Below are 18706 nucleotides of genomic sequence, written 5' to 3' on the forward strand. Positions count from 1 at the left end.
GCAAGCGACGATGACAGAATGGTGACTGGTCACCCCGCTTCGGCGAAATGCGGCGCCAGCACCGCGACCTCCCGCTCGACCTCGCGCCGCAGCGCTGCGCGCATCGCGTTGGACGCGCGGACATAGCCGGGCCAGTCGGCGACCACCTGGCGCAGCGTCCAGGTACCGATATGGCTGCTGGAGGTGCCACGCGAGGCGTTGGTCGCGTCGCGCAGCGCACTCAGCGCCGGATCGCGCTCCCCCGTGGCGAGCAGCCGCTCGCACAGCGCGACCACTTCGCGCCGCCGCGCACTGCTCGCGCGAGTGAGGCGATAACGGACCGCGGTCACCACCTTTTCGTCGCAGCAGGGTGCTTGCGTCAATTGCGCCAGTTCATCGAGCGCGGCGAGCATCTGGGCGTGGTGGCGGCGCAGGTCTTCCATTCGGTTCTTATAGGCGACCGAACCCGCCTCATGGTCAACAAAAGCTTGTTTCGCTGATGGTTACCGCGTCCAGTCGAGCATCTCTGCGGTCACCCAGCCATAGACATAGTTGAGGTAGAAGGCGCCGAACAGCATCGCCGAGAGGATCGTGGTGCGCACCACGATCTTCGTCGGGTTGAAGCTGTGCGGCGCGCTCGGCGCCTGGCCGGGGACGAGCGGCACGCCCGCCTCCTCGCTGGTCCGCACCCCGAAGGGCAGCACGAAGAACACCGACATCGCCCAGAAGAGCGTATAGATCGCGAGCGCCGACTGCCACTTCATGGGGTGAGGTTACGCCTCGATCAGCAGCACGTCCACTACCGGCTTCTTCCCGGTGAAGCGCACCGCGACCCGCCGCACCGCAAGGCGCAGCGACTCGCGCAGCTTCTCGCGATCGCGCCAGTCCTTCTTCACCGCCTCGGCGGCGGCATCGGCGGCGGCCTCGATCAGGTCCTCGCGGTCCTCTTCGACCGGCACGCCCTGGACGCGGATCTGCGGCGCACCGAGCAGCTTGCCCTTGCGATCGATCGCCACCGCGACGGACATCTGGCCGTACAGCGCGATCCGCCGCCGCTCGCCCATCGTCGCGCCGTCGGCGGGCAGGATCACGTCGCCGTCGAGGACGAGGCGGCCGACCGTCGCATGGCCGATCTTCGCCGGGCCGTTGGGTGCGAGGCGGATGATCTCGCCATTCTGCTGCTTCACCGCCTTGGGCACGCCCTGCGACAGCGCGAAGCGCGCCTGTTCGTGCATGTGGCGGATCTCGCCGTGCACCGGCACGATGATCTCGGGACGGATCCACTTGTACATCGCGGCGAGTTCGGGCCGGCCCGGATGGCCGGATACGTGCACGAAGGCCTGGCGGTCGGTAATGATGTCGACGCCCTTGTCGGCGAGCGTGTTCATGATTTTGCCGATCGCGATCTCGTTGCCGGGGATCTGGCGCGACGAGAACACCACCAGATCGCCCTGGTGGAGCTTCAGCACATGGCTGCCCTCGGCGATGCGGTTGAGCGCCGCGCGCGGCTCGCCCTGACCGCCGGTGGCGACGATCAGCACGCGCGAGGCGGGCAGCGTCATCGCCTTGTCGAAGTCGATCAGCTCGGGGAAGTCGCGCAGATAGCCGGTCGCCTTGGCGACACGGATGATCCGGTCGAGCGAGCGCCCGGCGACGCACAGCTCGCGGCCGGTGTCGCGGGCGACCTCGCCCAGCGTCTGCAACCGCGCCGCGTTCGAGGCGAAGGTGGTGACGAGCACCCGGCCCTTGGCCCCGGCCACCACCTCGTCCAGGCCCTTGCGCACATCGGCTTCCGAGCCCGAGGCTTCGGGGTTGAACACGTTGGTCGAGTCGCAGACAAGTGCGAGCACGCCCTTGTCGCCGATCGCGGTCAGTTCCTCGGCGGTCGCCGAACCGCCCAGCGAGGGCGCTTCGTCCAACTTCCAGTCGCCGGTGTGGAACACCTTGCCGTAGGGCGTCTCGATCAGCACCGCATTGCCCTCGGGGATCGAGTGGGCGAGCGGGGTATAGGTGATCGTGAACGGGCCGATGTCGAACGGCCCCTCTTCCTTGACGACGTTGAGCTCGACGCGGTCCTCGATGCCTTCCTCGGCCAGCTTGCCGTGGATCAGCCCCGCGGTGAACGGCGTCGCGTAGAGCGGCACGCCGAGATCGGCCGCGAGATAGGGCAGCGCGCCGATATGGTCCTCATGCCCGTGCGTCAGCACGATGCCGAGCAGATCGTCCACCCGGTCCTCGATGAACTGGAGGTCGGGCAGGATCACGTCGATGCCCGGATAGCTGGCATCGCCAAAGGTGATGCCGCAATCGACCATCAGCCACTTGCCGTCGCAGCCATAGAGATTGACGTTCATGCCAATCTCGCCCGAGCCACCAAGGGCCAGGAAGAGCAGTTCGTTTCTTGGAGTCACTTAATTTCCTTGCTGGCTGCGTTCCCACAGCATCGCCAAGCCCTGAATGGTCAGATCGGGCTCGATCGTATCGAAGACAGATGTATGCGTTTCGAAGAGAATCGCCAGCCCACCCGTCGCAATAACCTTGAGCGGCCGTCCCACCTCGGCTTTCAATCGCGCGACCAGCCCCTCGATCATCGCGACATAGCCCCAATAGATGCCGATATGCATCTGATCGACCGTGTTGCGACCGACGACGCTGGCGGTCTCAGGCGCGGAGATGGCGATGCGCGGCAGCTTGGCGGCGGCGGTCACCAATGCATCGAGCGAGAGGTTGATGCCCGGCGCGATGATCCCGCCCTTATAGGCGCCGCGATAGTCGACCACGTCGAAGGTGGTCGCGGTGCCGAAATCGATGATGATCAGGTCGCCGGCGTGGCGGGCATGACCGGCGAGCACGTTGAGCGCGCGGTCGGCACCGAGATTCTGCGGCTCGTCGACGTCGAGCGGGAAGCCCCATTCGGCGCTGCCCTTGCCGGCGATCACCGCCTCGGTCTTGAAATATTTGCTCGCTAGCACCTGGAGATTGTGCAGCGCGCGGGGCACCACCGTGCCGACGATTACGTCCGTCACCGCGGCGCGATCAAAGCCCTCCAGCGCCAGCAACTGGCTGAGCCATACCGCATATTCGTCGGCGGTGCGGCGCGGATCGGTGGCGATGCGCCAGCGGGCGCGGATCTCGCCGCCGTCCACCAGCGCGAACACGACATTGGTATTGCCGGCGTCGATCGCGAGCAGCATCGCCCTTCCCTCTTCCTCGTTACAGCAGGAACACGTCGCCCGCGTGAATGGCACGGGTCGTTCCATCGGCCAAGCGCAGGATCAGCGCCCCACTCGAATCCAGCCCGCCGAACAGCCCGTCGAAGCTCGATCCGTCGGCGAGCCGCGTGGTGAGCGCGGTGCCCTCAGGATGCGCCTTGGCGAGCCAGCGCTCGCGCACCGGCCACATCCCCTCGCCCCGCCAGCGCTCCAGCCAGCGGCCGAAGCTCTCGGCGAGCACCTCGGCGAAAATGTCGGGGGCAACGGCCACCCCTTGCGCGGCGAGGCTCGTCGCGGCGCGATCGAGCCCCTCGGGCGCCGCTGCCAGGTTGACGCCGATGCCGACTGCGATCGCATCCCCTGCCCGCTCAAGCAGGATGCCGGAGAGCTTGGCGCCGTCGACCAGCAGGTCGTTGGGCCATTTGAGCATCGGCGAAACGCCGAACGCGCGCACCGCCTCTTCGAGCGCGACGGCCGAGAGCAGCGCCAGCGTCGCTGGCGAAGGATCGGTCGGGCGCACGCGAACCAGCGTGGAAATGTAGAGATTGCCCGCAGGCGAGACCCAGGCGCGCCCCTGCCGGCCCTTGCCGGCGGTCTGGCGTTCGGCCCGGAGCCACAGTCCTTCCCCGGCGCCGGTCAGCGCCAGGGAAAGGATGTCGGCATTGGTCGATCCCGTCTCTGCGACGGTCCGGATCGTGGGTGTCAGAACAGCGCCTTCGCAGCAACCAGCGACCAGGTGCCGAGCGCACCGAACACCACCCAGCCGATCGGCGAGATAACGACCGCGCTGATCGCGATCAGCCCGCCTTCGACGAGGTCGGTCTTGCCCGCGAAAGCGGGCGCCGGCTCGTCGAAGTACATCGTCTTGACGATCTTGAGGTAATAGAAGGCACCGATGGTCGAGGCCGCTGCACCTACCGTTGCGAAGGCGATCAGGCCCGAATGCATCGCGGCGATGAAAACGCCCAGCTTGGCGAAGAAGCCGAGCAGCGGCGGGATGCCCGCGAGGCTGAACATGAAGATCGCCAGCGCCAACGCCAGGCCCGGCCGCGTGCGCGACATGCCCGACAGGCTGGCAATGGTCTCGACCTGCTCGCCCTGCTCGTCGCGCATCTGCAGCACCACGAGGAAGCTGCCGATCGTCATGACGACATAGATCGCCATGTAAACGAGCACGCTGGCCACGCCTTCCTCACCGCCGGCGGCAAGACCGATCAGCGCGAAGCCGACATTGTTGATCGACGAATAGGCGAGCAGACGCTTGATGTTGGTCTGGCCGATCGCCGCCACCGCACCGAAAATGATCGAGGCGAGCGAGGCGAAGATGACGATCTGGCGCCATTCGAGGATCGCCGGGCCCATCGCATCGACCGCGACGCGCACCGCCATCGCCACCGCCGCCACCTTGGGCGCCGAAGCGAAATAGGCGGTGACCGGGGTCGGCGCGCCTTCATACACGTCCGGCGTCCACATGTGGAACGGCACGGCCGAGATCTTGAAGGCGAGACCGGCGAACACGAACACCAGGCCGAACAGCAGGCCGGTATGCTGGCTGCCGGTGGCACCCGCGCTGTACGCCTCGGCAATGCCGTCGAACAGCGTCGTGCCGGAGAAGCCGTAGACCAGGCTGATGCCGTAGAGCAGGATGCCCGAAGCCAGCGCGCCCAGCACGAAATACTTCAGGCCCGCTTCCGCCGAGCGCGTGTCTCGCCGCATGAAGCTGGCGAGGATGTAGGCCGAAAGGCTCTGCAGCTCGAGACCGACATAAAGCGTCAGCAGGTCGCCCGCCGAGACCATCATGCCCATGCCCACCGTGGAGAGCAGGATCAGCACCGGATATTCCGGACGCAGATCCTCGCCCGAGGTGCGCTGGAAGAACTTGGGCGCGACGAGGATCGACACCGCCGCGGCGACATAGATCACCACCTTGGCGAAGGTCGCGAAGGCGTCCGCGCGGAACAGACCGCCGAACGCGACGCCACCGGTCGAGGCCGGCCCCGCCAGGGCGATGCCGGCACCGGCGAGCAGCGCCACCGAGGCCCAGCTCACCAGCTTGGTCGATGCCTGGCCGCCGAAGGCAGCGACCAGCATCAGGACGATCGAACCGGCCGCGAGCACCAGCTCGGGCAGCGTCATTAGTAGTTGCATCGAATAGGACATCAGTGCGCCTCCCCGTGCGCGGAGGCTTCATGGGCGGGGGCCGCCTGCGGCGAACCCGGCGTGGGCTTGGAGTCGCTGATCGACGCGGTGTGCGCGGCGCTGTCGAGGCGCTGCGTCAGTCGCGCGACGTCGGCGCGCATCGGTGCGGTGAAGCTGGTCGGGTACACACCCATCCACAGCACCACGGCGGCCAGCGCGACGAGCATCGCGATTTCGCGACCGTCGAGGTCCGGCATCGCCTTCACATCGTCCTTGGTCAGGTCGCCCCACACCACCCGACGGAACAGGTAGAGCATATAGGCGGCGCCGAGGATGATGCCGGTGGTGCCGATCAGCGCGGTTGCGGTCGAGACCCGGTACACGCCGGCGAGGCTGAAGAATTCGCCGACGAAGTTGCTGGTGCCCGGCAGACCGATCGAGGCCATGGTGAACAGCAGGAACAGCACGGCATAGCGCGGCATGTTGATCGCCAGGCCGCCGTAACGGTCGATCTCGCGGGTGTGCAGGCGGTCATAGATGATGCCGACGCACAGGAAGAGCGCGCCGGAGACCACGCCGTGGCCCAGCATCACCATCATCGCACCGTCGATGCCGTTCGCGTTGAAGGCGAACAGACCCATGGTGACGATCGCCATGTGCGCGACCGACGAATAGGCGATCAGCTTCTTCATGTCGCTCTGCACCAGTGCCACGAGCGAAGTGTAGACCACCGCGACGCAGGACAGGCCGAAGACCACCCACATGAACTGCACCGACGCGACCGGGAACATCGGCAGCGAGAAGCGCAGGAAGCCGTAGCCGCCGAGCTTCAGCAGCACGCCCGCCAGGATGACCGACCCTGCAGTCGGCGCCTGCACGTGCGCGTCGGGAAGCCAGGTGTGGACCGGCCACATCGGCATCTTCACCGCAAACGAGGCGAAGAAGGCGAGCCACAGCCAGGTCTGCCAGCTGGCCGGGAAATCATAGGCCATCAGGTACGGGATCGACGTCGTGCCGGTGGTCAGCACCATCGCGATCATCGCGATGAGCATCAGCAGCGAACCGAGCAGCGTGTACAGGAAGAATTTGTACGACGCGTAGATGCGGTTCACGCCGCCCCAGATGCCGATGATCAGGTACATCGGGATCAGGCCGCCTTCGAAGAAGACGTAGAACAGGAACAGGTCCTGCGCGGCGAAGGTGCCGATCATCAGCACCTCGGTCGCGAGGAACGCCGCCATATACTCGGGCACACGCTTGGTGACCGAGAGCCAGCTGGCCCCGATGCAGATCGGCATCAGGAACAGCGAGAGCTCGATCAGCAGGAAGGCGAAGCCGTCGATGCCGAGCGCCCAGGAGAACTCCACGCCGCCCATCTTGAACAGCGTGACATGCTCGACGAACTGCCACTGCGGGGCACCGTCGCCATGCTGGAACTGGGTCCAGAGCCAGGCACCCAGCGCCAGGTTGACGAGCGTTGCGAGGAGCGCCGTCCAGCGGGCGCCCTGGGCGCCCACGAACAGGCAGAGCACTGCGGCAACCGCAGGCACCGCGAGTAGGACGGAAAGGATCGGAAAGCCGGTCATTGTTCCATCACCTCGCAATGACCCAGGTGAGCGCGGCCGTGAGCCCGATCAGCATGACGAAGGCATAGGTGTAGAGATACCCCGATTGCAGCTTGACGGCCCCGAAGCTTCCGAACTGCACCAGGCGCGCCGCGCCATTGGGGCCGAACCGGTCGATCGTCTGCTCGTCGCCGCGCTTCCAGAACAGCCGCCCGATGGCGAATGCGGGACGCACGAAGAGCAGATTGTAGAGCTCGTCGAAATACCACTTGTTGAGCAGGAACAGATACAGCGGACGCACCTGCTCGGCGAAGGCCGCCGGGAAGCCCGGCGAAACGATATACGCGAACACCGCGGTGCCCAGGCCCAGCAGCATCGCCACCGTGGCCGAAAGCTTTACCCACACCGGCACTTCATGCATCGCGTGCATCAGGTGCTCGTTGAAGGCCAGCGCGCCGTGCCAATAGGTCTCGCCCGCGGTCGGCTCGATGAACGCGCCGTGGAAGACGAAGCCAGCCAGCACTGCGCCGATCGACAGCAGGATCAGCGGGATCAGCATGACCAGCGGGCTCTCGTGCGGGTGATAGCCCGCCGTGCCCTCGGCTTCGTGCTCGTGCAGCGCATGGGTGCCATGCGGAGTGTGACCCGCATCTTCTTGCGCCGGCGCATTGGCATGCTCGCTGCCATGGCCGTGCGTGTCGTGCGCATGCTCGTCGTGATGACCATGGCCGTGCGCGTCATGCACCGCGTGCTGGATGTGCTCGGAAGCGGCCCAGCGCGGCTTGCCGTGGAAGGTCAGGAACACCACCCGCCACGAATAGAAGCTCGTCAGCAGCGCGACGACCACGCCGACCCAGAACACGCCGGTGTTGCCCGAGGCGAAGGCCGCTTCGATGATCGCGTCCTTCGAGTGGAAGCCGGCGAAGCCGAACGCCACCGGATTGCCGAACAGCGCGGGGATGCCGACGCCGGTGATCGCGAGCGTGCCCGCCATCATCGCCGTGTAGGTGATCGGGATCTTCTTCCACAGGCCGCCATAATAGCGCATGTCCTGCTCGTGGTGCATCGCATGGATCACCGAACCGGCACCGAGGAACAGCAGCGCCTTGAAGAAGGCGTGCGTGAACAGGTGGAACATCGCCGCGCCGTACGCGCCGACGCCCGCTGCGAAGAACATGTAGCCGAGCTGCGAACAGGTCGAATAGGCGATCACGCGCTTGATGTCGGTCTGCGTCGTGCCGACGGTGGCTGCGAAGAAGCAGGTAGCCGCGCCGATCACCATCACGACGTGCATCGCGACCGCGCTCTGCTCGAACAGCGGAGACATGCGGCAGACCATGAACACGCCCGCGGTCACCATGGTCGCGGCGTGGATCAGCGCCGACACAGGCGTCGGGCCTTCCATCGCGTCCGGCAACCAGGTGTGCAGGCCGAGCTGGGCCGACTTGCCCATCGCGCCGACGAACAGCAGCAGGCAGAGCACGGTGATCGTGTCGAAGCGGTGGCCGAGGAAGCCGATCGTCGAACCGGCATGGTTCGGCGCCGCCGCCAGGATCGTCGGGATGTCGACCGTGCCGAACACCAGGAACACGCCGAAGATGCCGAGCATAAAGCCAAGGTCGCCGACGCGGTTGACCACGAAGGCCTTGATCGCCGCGGCATTGGCGCTGGGCTTCCGGAACCAGAAGCCGATCAGGAGGTAGGACGCGAGACCCACGCCTTCCCAGCCGAAGAACATCTGCACCAGGTTGTTCGCGGTCACGAGCATCAGCATCGCGAAGGTGAACAGCGAGAGGTAGGCGAAGAAGCGCGGCTGGTCCGGCTCCTCGCTCATATAGCCCCAGCTATAGAGGTGGACGAGCGCCGAGACGCTGGTGACCACCACGAGCATCACCGCGGTCAGCGCGTCGACGCGCAGTTCCCAGGCGAAGCTCATCGTGCCCGAGGTCATCCAGTGCAGCACCGGGGTGACCGTCGGCGCGGCCGAGCCGCTGAGGTACGAGAGAAAGATCGGCCAGGACAGGCCGCACGCCACGAACAGCGAGCCCGTGGTGAGGATCTTGGGGAGCGCGGCGCCGAACGATTTGTTCACGAGCCCCGCAACGGCTGCCGCGAGAAGCGGCAGGAATACGATGATCAGAATGGACGACATCAGCCCTTCATCCGATTGACGTCGTCGACCGAAATCGTGCCGCGACCGCGGAAATAGATGACCAGGATCGCGAGGCCGATCGCGGCCTCACCGGCGGCGACGGTCAGCACGAACATCGCGAACACCTGGCCGACCAGATCGCCGAGGAACGACGAGAAGGCGACGAGATTGAGGTTCACCGCCAGAAGGATCAGCTCGATCGCCATCAGGATGACGATCAGGTTCTTCCGGTTCATGAAGATGCCGAGCACCCCCATGGTGAACAGGATGGCCGAGACGACCAGATAATGGGTTAGCGAGATCACAGCTCCATCCCCTGCCCGACCGCCGGGTTCATGTTACGGGTGGCGTCCTTCGCGCGGCGAGCGTTCTGGCGCGCAATGTTCTGCGGCCGCACGTCGCTGCGCTTGCGGTAGGTCAGCACGATCGCACCGATCATCGCGACGAGCAGCACCAGGCCGGCGCCTTCGAACACGAACAGGTAGCGCGTGTAGAGCAGCGCACCGATCGCTTCGATGTTGGGCACGCCGTCCTGCACCGGGGCAACGCGGCGGCCCAGCGCCAGCGTGCCGGCGCTCCAGGCGCCCACCGCGACGATAATCTCGGCGACCAGCGCCAGCGCCAGCAGCGCGCCGACCGCGGCATATTTCATCACGCCCGCGCGAAGCTCGGTGAAGTCGATGTCGAGCATCATGACGACGAACAGGAAGAGCACCGCGACCGCGCCGACATAGACGATCACCAGCAGCATGGCGATGAATTCGGCGCCCACGAGCACCATCAGGCCCGCGGCGTTGAAGAACGCCAGGATGAGCCACAGGACGGAATGTACCGGGTTACGCGACAGGATCGTGGCTGCGCCGGAGACGCACACGACAATCGCGAACAGGTAAAAGGCGAGAAGCTGGATCACGGAATCGGATGGCCCCTTTGAGTGGTGCGGCGCTTAACGGTACGGCGCGTCGGCGGCAAGGTTCGCCGCGATGGCGCGTTCCCAGCGATCGCCGTTCGCGAGCAGCTTATCCTTCTGATAAATCAGCTCTTCACGCGTTTCGGTCGAAAATTCGAAATTCGGCCCCTCGACGATCGCATCGACCGGGCACGCTTCCTGGCACAAGCCGCAGTAAATGCACTTGGTCATGTCGATGTCGTAGCGCGTCGTGCGGCGGCTGCCGTCGTCGCGCGGTTCGGCCTCGATCGTGATCGCCAGCGCCGGGCACACCGCCTCGCACAGCTTGCACGCGATGCAGCGCTCTTCCCCATTGGGATAGCGGCGCAGCGCATGCTCGCCGCGGAAGCGGGGCGAGAGCGGGTTCTTCTCGTACGGATAGTTGATCGTCGCCTTGGGCTTGAAGAAATACTTCAAGGTCAGGGCATGCGCCTTCACGAACTCCCACAGAGTCCAGGTGCGAATGAAACTACCGACGCTCATGCGGGCACTCCAACCCGGGTCAGCATGAGATACCCGGAAACGAGGAAGACGAAGAGAAGCGACAGCGGCAGGAAGATCTTCCAGCCCAGGCGCATCAGCTGATCGTAGCGATAGCGCGGGACGGTGGCCTTCACCCAGCTGAAGCAGAAGAAGAAGAACAGCATCTTGGCGAAGAGCCAGAGAATGCCCGGCACGGCATAGAGCGGCGCCCAGTCGAACGGCGGGAGATAGCCGCCCCAGAACAAAGTCGCGTTCAGCGCGCACATCAGGATGACGTTGGCGTACTCACCGAGCCAGTAGAGCGCGAAGGCCATCGACGAATATTCGGTCTGATAGCCCGCGACCAGCTCCGACTCCGCTTCGGTCAAGTCGAACGGCGCGCGCTGCGTCTCGGCAAGCGACGAGATGAAGAACACGATCGCCATCGGGAAGAGCAGCGGATTGACGAAGTTGCCGTTGATGCCGAAGCCGCCGAGGAACTGGCCGTAATAGCCCTTCTGCATCTCGACGATCGCGCCGAGATTGAACGAGCCGGCCCAGAGCACGACCGAGATCAGCACGAAGCCGATCGAGACTTCGTAGCTCACCATCTGCGCGGCGGCGCGGATCGCCGAGTAGAACGGGTACTTCGAGTTCGACGACCAGCCGGCGAGGATGATGCCGTACACGCCCAGCGACGAGGCCGCGAGCACGTAGAGCAGGCCGACATTGATGTTCGACAGCGCGACGCCCGCCTGGAACGGCACCACCGCCCAGACGATCAGCGCGACCGTGAAGGTGATGATCGGCGCGAGCAGGAACAGGCCCTTGTTCGCGCCCGACGGCACGATGGTTTCCTGCAGGAACACCTTCAGGCCGTCGGCGAAGGACTGCATCAGGCCGAGCGGGCCGACGACGTTCGGGCCGCGACGCAGCGCCATCGCCGCCCAGATCTTGCGATCGGCATAGATGATCATGGCGACGGCCAGCATCACCGGCAGCGCGATGACGAGGATGTCGATGACCGTGGCGACGGTCCAAGCCAGCTCGAAGGGCAGGCCGAGATAGGTGAACCAGGAGGTCATTCTGCGGCCTCTGCGAAGTCTTCGCCATGGAGCAGTTCGGCCGAGCAGCGCTGCATCGTCGGCGACGCACGGCAGATGGCGTTGGTGAGATAGAAGTCGGCGACCGGATAGGTCACCGGACCCGAAGCCTGGCTGGCAAGCGACGGCGGGTTCCATGCGAATTCGGCCAGACCTTCCTGGCCAAGCGCCGGAACCTCGCTCGCCATCGCGGCGCGCAGCTCGTCGAAGCTGTCGAACGGCAGCGTGCGACCGAGCTTTTCGGAGAGCGCACGCAGGATCGTCCAATCCTCACGCGCCTCGCCCGGTGCGAACACCGCGCGATCGGCGCGCTGCACGCGGCCTTCTAGGTTCACATAGGTGCCCGGCTTCTCGGCATAGGTGGCGCCCGGCAGGATCACATCGGCATGATGCGCGCCCTGGTCGCCATGGTGGCCGATATAGACCTTGAAGCTGCCGGCGAACTTGGAGAAGTCCACCTCGTCGGCGCCCAGGAAGAAGGCGAGCTTCGGCGACGCCGCGACGATATCGGCAATGCCGCCCTTCTGCGCATAGCCGAGCATCAGCCCCGCCATCCGCGCCGCCGCGGTGTGGACGACGTTGAAGCCGTTCCAACCGTCGCGCTGGAACGCACCGGCGATCGCAAGCGCAGCGCCATGGCCGTTCTTGAGCGCGCCCGGGCCGAGGATCAGCGCCGGCTTCTTTGCATTGTCGATCGCCTGGGCGAGATTTTCCGGCAGGCTGCCCAGCAGCCCCAGATCGTCGCCCAGCCACTCAACCTTGTAGGTCAGGTCCACCTGCGGGCCGATCGCGAACACCTTGGCGCCGCGCTTGATCGCCTTGCGCACGCGGGTGTTCACCAGCGGCGCTTCCCAGCGCAGGTTGGTGCCGACCAGCAGGATTGCATCGGCCTCTTCGAGCGCCGCGATGGTGGTGTTGAACGCCACTGCCGACAGGCTCGACGTGTCATAGGCCATGCCGGTCTGGCGGCCTTCGAGCAGGTCCGAACCGAACGCCTTCACCAGCGCCTTGGCGGCATACATGGTCTCGGCGTCGAGCAGGTCGCCGGCGATTGCCGCAACGCTCGAGCCTGCCGTGGCGGCCACGCCCGCGATCGCGTCGAACGCTTCTTCCCACGTCGCCGGGACCAGCTTGCCGTCCTTGCGGACGAACGGCCGGTCGAGACGGCGGCGCACCAGGGCGTCGACATGGTAGCGGGTCTTGTCGTGCGCCCACTCCTCGTTCACGTCCTCGTTGATGCGCGGTAGAACGCGCATCACCTGACGGCCGCGGCTGTCGAGGCGGATGTTGGTGCCGACCGCGTCCATGACGTCGATCGACAGGTTCCGCTTGAGCTCCCAGGGGCGATATTCGAACGCGACCGGCTTGTGGGTCAGCGCGCCAACCGGGCACAGGTCCGCAACGTTGCCCGAAAGCTCGCTCTTGAACGCCTTTTCGAGATAGGTCGTGATCTGCATGTTCTCGCCGCGATAGATCGCGCCGATATCTTCCACGCCGGCCACTTCCTCGCCGAAGCGGACGCAGCGGGTGCACTGGATGCAGCGGGTCATCACCGTCTTGATGATGGGGCCCATGTACTTTTCGGTGACCGCGCGCTTGTTTTCCTCGTAGCGCGACTGGCCGCGACCATAGGCGACCGACTGGTCCTGCAGGTCGCACTCGCCGCCCTGATCGCAGATCGGGCAATCGAGCGGGTGGTTGATCAGCAGGAATTCCATCACGCCTTCGCGTGCGGCCTTCACCATCGGGCTGTCGGTGCGAACTTCCTGATTGTCGGCGGCCGGCAGCGCGCACGAAGCCTGGGGCTTGGGCGGTCCGGGCTTCACCTCGACCAGGCACATGCGGCAATTGCCGGCGATGCTCAGCCGTTCATGATAGCAGAAACGCGGAATCTCCTTGCCCGCGGCCTCGCAGGCCTGGAGCACGGTGGCGCCCTGCGGCACCTCGACTTCGATTCCGTCAACCTTGAGCTTGGGCATTACTCTGCCGCCTCTTGCATGGTTTCGAGGCCGCCCGAACGGCGCTCGTTGATACGGCGCTCCATTTCCGGGCGGAAATGCTTGATCAGGCCCTGGATCGGCCAGGCGGCCGCGTCGCCCAGGGCGCAGATGGTGTGGCCTTCGACCTGCTTGGTCACCTGCTGCAGCGTGTCGATCTCGCTGATGTCGGCGTCGCCGGTGCGCAGCCGCTCCATCACGCGCCACATCCAGCCGGTGCCTTCACGGCACGGGGTGCACTGGCCGCAGCTCTCATGCTTGTAGAAGTAGGAGAGACGGCTGATCGCGCGGACGATGTCGGTCGACTTGTCCATCACGATCACCGCGGCGGTGCCGAGGCCCGAGCCGACTGCCTTGAGGCCGTCGAAATCCATCGCGCAGTCCATGATCTGGGCGGCCGGCACCAGCGGCACCGACGAACCGCCCGGGATCACCGCGAGCAGATTGTCCCAGCCGCCGCGAATGCCGCCGCAATGTTTCTCGATCAGCTCGCGGAAGGAGATCGACATCGACTCCTCGACCACACAGGGCTTCTCGACATGGCCCGAGATCTGGAAGAGCTTGGTGCCCTTGTTGTTCTCGTTGCCGAAGCTGGCGAACCATTCGGGGCTGCGACGCAGGATCGTCGGGGCGACCGCGATCGACTCGACGTTGTTGACCGTTGTCGGGCAGCCATAGAGGCCCGCACCCGCCGGGAATGGCGGCTTGAGGCGCGGCTGGCCCTTCTTGCCTTCCAGGCTCTCGATCATCGCGGTCTCTTCGCCGCAGATATAGGCGCCGGCGCCGCGATGGACGAAGACGTCGAAGTCATAGCCCGAACCGCAGGCATTCTTGCCCACCAGCCCGGCGGCATAGGCCTCGGCGACCGCTGCGAACAGCGTCTCGGCCTCGCGGATATATTCGCCGCGGATGTAGATATAGGCCGCACGCGCCCGCATCGCGAAGCCCGCGACCAAGGCGCCTTCGATCAGCAGGTGCGGATCGTGGCGGATGATCTCGCGGTCCTTGCACGAACCCGGCTCGGACTCGTCGGCGTTGATGACGAGGAAGCTCGGACGCTCGGGCGTCGGGTTCTTCGGCATGAAGCTCCACTTCATGCCCGTCGGGAAGCCGGCACCGCCACGCCCGCGCAGGCCCGAGGCCTTGATGCGGTCGATGATGGTATCCTGGCCCAGCTCCAGCAGCGCCTTGGTGTTATCCCACGCGCCACGCGCACGCGCCGCGTCGAGATTCCACGGCTGGTAGCCATAGAGATTGGTGAAGATGCGGTCCTTGTCTTGAAGCACCTTAGCGTCCCTTCCCGACCAGCTTCTGTACGAACAGATAGAAGACTACGGCCAGACCGATCAGGACGAGCGTCCCGATCAAGTTAAATGCAAGCTTGAGCACCCAGCCGAGCACGACGATGCCGCCGATGATGGCCAGGATGGTGACGATGAGGCTGTTGCCCCGCATCACCATTCGCCCCGATAGTCATGGTTCTCATTGACCATCGCGGTGAGCGTCGTCGGTCCGCCCAGCGGCTCGACGGTGTGGCGGCCCGGCTCCTGCGTGCCGGTCTTGGGGCTCTCGCCCTTGGCCAGCGCGTCGAGGATCGCGAGCGTGCGATCATAGTCGAGATCTTCGAAATTGTCGTCGTTGATCTGCACCATCGGTGCCGACGAGCAATTGCCCATGCACTCGACCTCGGTCAGCGTGAACAGCCCGTCCGCGGTGGTGTGGCCCTTCTTCAGCCCGCGCGACTTGCACGCGGCCATCACGTCGTCGCTCCCACGCAGCATGCACGGCGTCGTGCCGCAGACCTGCACATGGTAGCGGCCGACCGGCACCAGGTTGAACATGGTGTAGAAGGTCGCGACCTCGAACACGCGGATGTACGGCATGTCGAGCTGGCGGGCGACGAACTCGATCACCGGAACCGGCAGCCAGCCCTGGGTGTTCGTCTCGGCACCCACCTGGCGCTGCGCCAGATCGAGGAACGGGATGGTGCACGACATCTGGCGGCCCGCCGGATAGCGGCCCATGATCTCGCGCGCCTTCTCGGCATTGGCCGGCGTCCAGGCGAAATTGCCCCAGCGCGCGCGCACTTCGGCTTCGTCGGGGAGTTGGGGAGCGTCAGCCATCAGCGGTCACATTCACCGAAAACGATATCCATGGCGCCCAGGATGGCGGTGATGTCCGCCAGCATGTGCCCCTTGGACATGAAGTCCATCGCCTGCAGGTGGCTGAACGCGGTCGGGCGCACCTTGCAGCGATAGGGTTTGTTGGTGCCGTCGGACACCAGATACACGCCGAACTCGCCCTTGGGGCTTTCGGTCGCGACATACACTTCGCCCGCCGGCACGTGATAGCCTTCGGTGAAGAGCTTGAAGTGATGGATCAGCGCTTCCATCGACTGCTTCATCTCGCCGCGCTTCGGCGCACCGACCTTGCGGTCGAGCGTCAGGACCGGGCCTTCCGGCATGTCCTGGATGCACTGCTTGATGATGCGGGCCGACTGGTAGACTTCCTCGACGCGAACCATGAAGCGATCATAGCAATCGCCGCGGGTGCCGACCGGGATCTCGAAGTCGACGCGGTCGTACACGTCGTACGGCTGCGAACGGCGGATATCCCAAGGGATACCGGCGGCGCGGATCATCGGGCCGGAGAAGCCCCACTTGATCGCGTCCTCGCGGCTCACCGTCGCGATGTCGACGTTGCGCTGCTTGAAGATGCGGTTCTCGGCGACCAGGCTGATCGCGTCGCCGAACAGGCGCGGCAGGCGCGTGTCGAGCCACTCCGCAATGTCGTTCAGCAGCTTGACCGGCACGTCCTGGCGAACCCCGCCGACGCGGTAATAGTTCGAGTGCATGCGCGCACCCGAAGCCCGCTCGAAGAAATTCAGGCAATCCTCGCGGATCTCGAACATCCACAGGTTCGGCGTCATCGCGCCGACGTCCATGACGTGCGAACCGAGGTTCAGCATGTGGTTGCAGATGCGGGTCAGCTCGGCGAACAGCACGCGCAGATACTGGCCGCGCAGCGGCACCTCGAGATCGAGCAGCTTCTCGACCGCGAGCACATAGCTGTGCTCCATCGCCAGCGGCGAGCAGTAATCGAAGCGGTCGAAATACGGCAGCGCCTGGGTGTAGGTCTTGTACTCGATCAGCTTCTCGGTGCCGCGGTGAAGCAGGCCGACATGCGGATCGATGCGCTCGATGATCTCGCCGTCCAGTTCGGTGACGAGACGGAGCACGCCGTGCGCCGCGGGATGCTGCGGGCCGAAGTTGATCGTGTAGTTCGCGATCGAGGTATCGCCCGTCGCCGGGTCGATATCGCGTTCCATGATCTTGTCGACGGTATCGCTCATTTGTTCTGCCCTTCGCCCTTGGTCGGGACGACGTCCGGATCCTTGGGCTTCTCGCCGGGCTGGTTGCCCGGGTGCGGCTGACCGGCGCCGGTCTGGGCCGGGCTTTCGGTGGTCTTGGTGTCCTTGCCCTGCGCCGGCTCGCTCTTGGCGGCAGCGGTGTCGGCCTTGACGACCTCGTCGGCCTTGGCCGGGGTCGGTGCACCCTTGGCTTCCGGCTGTGCAGCCTTCTCGTCACCGGGGAGGACGTACTTGGCGCCTTCCCACGGGCTCATGAAGTCGAAGTTGCGGAAGTCCTGGGCCAGGTTGACCGGCTCATAGACCACGCGCTTCGCCTCTTCCGAATAGCGCACTTCGACATACCCGGTCATCGGGAAGTCCTTGCGCAGCGGATGCCCCTGGAAACCGTAATCGGTCAGGATGCGGCGGAGGTCGTCATTGCCCGAGAACAGCACGCCGTACATGTCGTACGTCTCGCGCTCAAGCCAGCCGGCGACCGGCCAGATGTCGGTCACGCTCGGCACCGGCTTTTCCTCGTCGGTGGTGACGCGGACGCGGATGCGGTGGTTCCGGGTGAACGACAGCAGCTGGTAGACGACATCGAAGCGCTCGGCGCGCTGCGGATAGTCGACGCCGGCGATCTCGCTGAGCTGCTGGTATTCCAGGCCCGGTGTGTCGCGCAGCGCGATCATCGCGTCGCACAGCGTCTCGCGGACGACGGTGAGCGACACCTCGCCCACGGCATCCTTCGCCTCGACCAGCATGTCGCCGAGCGCGGCCTTGGCCGCCTCGATCACGCCGTCGTTGGCGGCATAGCGGGGAGCCGGCGCCCTCACCGGTCCAGGCTCCCGATGCGGCGGATCTTCCGCTGCAGCTGCATCACGCCGTAGAGCAGCGCCTCGGCGGTCGGCGGGCAGCCGGGGACGTAGATGTCCACGGGCACCACGCGATCGCAACCGCGCACGACGCTGTAGCTATAGTGGTAATAGCCGCCGCCATTGGCGCAGCTGCCCATCGAAATCACGTACTTGGGTTCCGACATCTGGTCATAGACCCGGCGCAGTGCCGGGGCCATCTTGTTGCACAGCGTGCCCGCGACGATCATCACGTCCGACTGACGCGGCGACGCGCGCGGGGCGGCGCCGAAGCGCTCCATGTCGTAGCGCGGCATGTTGACGTGGATCATCTCCACCGCGCAGCAGGCCAGGCCGAAGGTCATCCACCACAGCGAGCCGGTACGGGCCCACTGGAACAGCTCCTCGGTGGAGGTGACCAGGAAACCCTTGTCCGAGATCTCGGCATTGATGTCGTTCAGGAAGCCGACGTCCGGGAGCGTACCGGCCGGGGGCGCCGACGAAAGCTCTACTCCCATTCCAGGGCTCCCTTCTTCCACGCATAGATTAGGCCGAGCGCCAGCTCGGCGACAAAGATCATCATCGAAATCCAGGCGGTCCAGCCGAGCTTGAACACGCTCACCGCCCACGGATACAGGAACGCCGCTTCCAGATCGAACACGATGAACAGGATCGCGACGAGGTAGAAGCGCACGTCGAACTGGCTGCGCGAATCCTCGAAGGCGGGGAAGCCGCACTCATATTCGGTGAGCTTTTCCGGCGACGGCTTGTTCGTGCCGGTCAGGCGCGAGACGAGCATCGGCAGGAACACGAACGTGCCCGAGAGCAACAGGGCGATCCCAAGGAATATCAGGATCGGCAGATATTGTGACAGGTCGACCAATGGCCTTCTCTTCTCGCGACTGCGGAATCTTGAGCGGCTTCTAGGACCATGATCCCGGTGCG

At 65.4% G+C, this 18706-nt stretch carries 20 protein-coding genes; all 20 read right to left on the bottom strand.

The window, feature by feature from the left end:
- Positions 1-29: 29 nt before the first annotated feature.
- Genes RT655_RS02955 through RT655_RS03050 form a run of 20 tightly spaced genes read right to left on the bottom strand, consistent with a single transcriptional unit; the run spans position 30 to position 18644 of the window.
- The gene (locus RT655_RS02955) at positions 30-422 is read right to left on the bottom strand and encodes a hypothetical protein (protein WP_313534898.1); all 393 of its coding nucleotides are present in this window, start codon (positions 420-422) and stop codon (positions 30-32) included.
- Positions 423-482: 60 nt separating this feature from the next.
- Positions 483-743 (bottom strand): DUF1467 family protein, encoded by a 261-nt coding sequence (locus RT655_RS02960; protein WP_313534899.1) that lies wholly within the window; start codon positions 741-743, stop codon positions 483-485.
- Positions 744-752: 9 nt separating this feature from the next.
- Positions 753-2390, bottom strand: coding sequence for a ribonuclease J (locus RT655_RS02965; protein ID WP_313534900.1), 1638 nt, complete (start codon positions 2388-2390; stop codon positions 753-755).
- Entirely contained in the window at positions 2391-3173 is a 783-nt protein-coding gene (locus RT655_RS02970) for a type III pantothenate kinase (protein WP_313534901.1), read from the bottom strand.
- 19 nt (positions 3174-3192) lie between these two features.
- On the bottom strand, positions 3193-3885 hold the full coding sequence (locus tag RT655_RS02975) for a biotin--[acetyl-CoA-carboxylase] ligase (protein ID WP_313536888.1): 693 nt from the start codon (positions 3883-3885) through the stop codon (positions 3193-3195).
- An 8-nt stretch (positions 3886-3893) separates the two neighbouring features.
- Positions 3894-5351 carry an NADH-quinone oxidoreductase subunit NuoN gene (gene nuoN, locus RT655_RS02980; protein ID WP_313534902.1) on the bottom strand — a complete coding sequence of 486 codons (1458 nt, stop codon included), beginning with the start codon at positions 5349-5351 and terminating at the stop codon, positions 3894-3896.
- A complete protein-coding gene (locus RT655_RS02985; RefSeq protein ID WP_313534903.1) occupies positions 5351-6916 on the bottom strand; it encodes an NADH-quinone oxidoreductase subunit M in 1566 nt (521 codons plus the stop codon). The genes nuoN and RT655_RS02985 overlap by 1 nt, the downstream gene beginning before the upstream one ends.
- A gap of 7 nt (positions 6917-6923) precedes the next feature.
- Complete coding sequence (gene nuoL, locus RT655_RS02990) at positions 6924-9047, bottom strand: NADH-quinone oxidoreductase subunit L (RefSeq protein ID WP_313534904.1); 2124 nt, start codon at positions 9045-9047, stop codon at positions 6924-6926.
- Positions 9047-9352 (bottom strand): NADH-quinone oxidoreductase subunit NuoK, encoded by a 306-nt coding sequence (nuoK, locus tag RT655_RS02995; protein ID WP_084580737.1) that lies wholly within the window; start codon positions 9350-9352, stop codon positions 9047-9049. Before nuoK ends, nuoL begins: the two co-directional genes overlap by 1 nt.
- Complete coding sequence (locus RT655_RS03000) at positions 9349-9960, bottom strand: NADH-quinone oxidoreductase subunit J (RefSeq protein WP_313534906.1); 612 nt, start codon at positions 9958-9960, stop codon at positions 9349-9351. The genes nuoK and RT655_RS03000 overlap by 4 nt, the downstream gene beginning before the upstream one ends.
- Positions 9961-9993: 33 nt before the next feature.
- Positions 9994-10479, bottom strand: coding sequence for an NADH-quinone oxidoreductase subunit NuoI (gene nuoI, locus RT655_RS03005; protein WP_066718225.1), 486 nt, complete (start codon positions 10477-10479; stop codon positions 9994-9996).
- The gene (gene nuoH, locus RT655_RS03010; protein ID WP_313534907.1) at positions 10476-11543 is read right to left on the bottom strand and encodes an NADH-quinone oxidoreductase subunit NuoH; all 1068 of its coding nucleotides are present in this window, start codon (positions 11541-11543) and stop codon (positions 10476-10478) included. Before nuoH ends, nuoI begins: the two co-directional genes overlap by 4 nt.
- A complete protein-coding gene (gene nuoG / locus RT655_RS03015; protein WP_313534908.1) occupies positions 11540-13540 on the bottom strand; it encodes an NADH-quinone oxidoreductase subunit NuoG in 2001 nt (666 codons plus the stop codon). The genes nuoH and nuoG overlap by 4 nt, the downstream gene beginning before the upstream one ends.
- Positions 13540-14844 carry an NADH-quinone oxidoreductase subunit NuoF gene (gene nuoF / locus RT655_RS03020; protein ID WP_313534910.1) on the bottom strand — a complete coding sequence of 435 codons (1305 nt, stop codon included), beginning with the start codon at positions 14842-14844 and terminating at the stop codon, positions 13540-13542. The genes nuoG and nuoF overlap by 1 nt, the downstream gene beginning before the upstream one ends.
- Before the next feature lies 1 nt (position 14845).
- The gene (locus RT655_RS03025) at positions 14846-15019 is read right to left on the bottom strand and encodes a hypothetical protein (RefSeq protein WP_313534912.1); all 174 of its coding nucleotides are present in this window, start codon (positions 15017-15019) and stop codon (positions 14846-14848) included.
- Entirely contained in the window at positions 15013-15681 is a 669-nt protein-coding gene (locus tag RT655_RS03030; RefSeq protein WP_313534913.1) for an NAD(P)H-dependent oxidoreductase subunit E, read from the bottom strand. Before RT655_RS03030 ends, RT655_RS03025 begins: the two co-directional genes overlap by 7 nt.
- Positions 15681-16910 carry an NADH-quinone oxidoreductase subunit D gene (locus RT655_RS03035; protein WP_121076782.1) on the bottom strand — a complete coding sequence of 410 codons (1230 nt, stop codon included), beginning with the start codon at positions 16908-16910 and terminating at the stop codon, positions 15681-15683. Before RT655_RS03035 ends, RT655_RS03030 begins: the two co-directional genes overlap by 1 nt.
- Positions 16907-17743 (bottom strand): NADH-quinone oxidoreductase subunit C, encoded by an 837-nt coding sequence (locus tag RT655_RS03040; protein ID WP_313534914.1) that lies wholly within the window; start codon positions 17741-17743, stop codon positions 16907-16909. Before RT655_RS03040 ends, RT655_RS03035 begins: the two co-directional genes overlap by 4 nt.
- The gene (locus tag RT655_RS03045) at positions 17740-18279 is read right to left on the bottom strand and encodes a NuoB/complex I 20 kDa subunit family protein (RefSeq protein ID WP_064312156.1); all 540 of its coding nucleotides are present in this window, start codon (positions 18277-18279) and stop codon (positions 17740-17742) included. Before RT655_RS03045 ends, RT655_RS03040 begins: the two co-directional genes overlap by 4 nt.
- Positions 18270-18644, bottom strand: a complete 375-nt coding sequence (locus RT655_RS03050) for an NADH-quinone oxidoreductase subunit A (protein ID WP_121076778.1) — start codon at positions 18642-18644, stop codon at positions 18270-18272. The genes RT655_RS03045 and RT655_RS03050 overlap by 10 nt, the downstream gene beginning before the upstream one ends.
- Between the last annotated feature and the right edge of the window lie 62 nt (positions 18645-18706).

The organism is Sphingomonas sp. (genome assembly GCF_032114135.1).
GTDB lineage: Bacteria > Pseudomonadota > Alphaproteobacteria > Sphingomonadales > Sphingomonadaceae > Sphingomonas.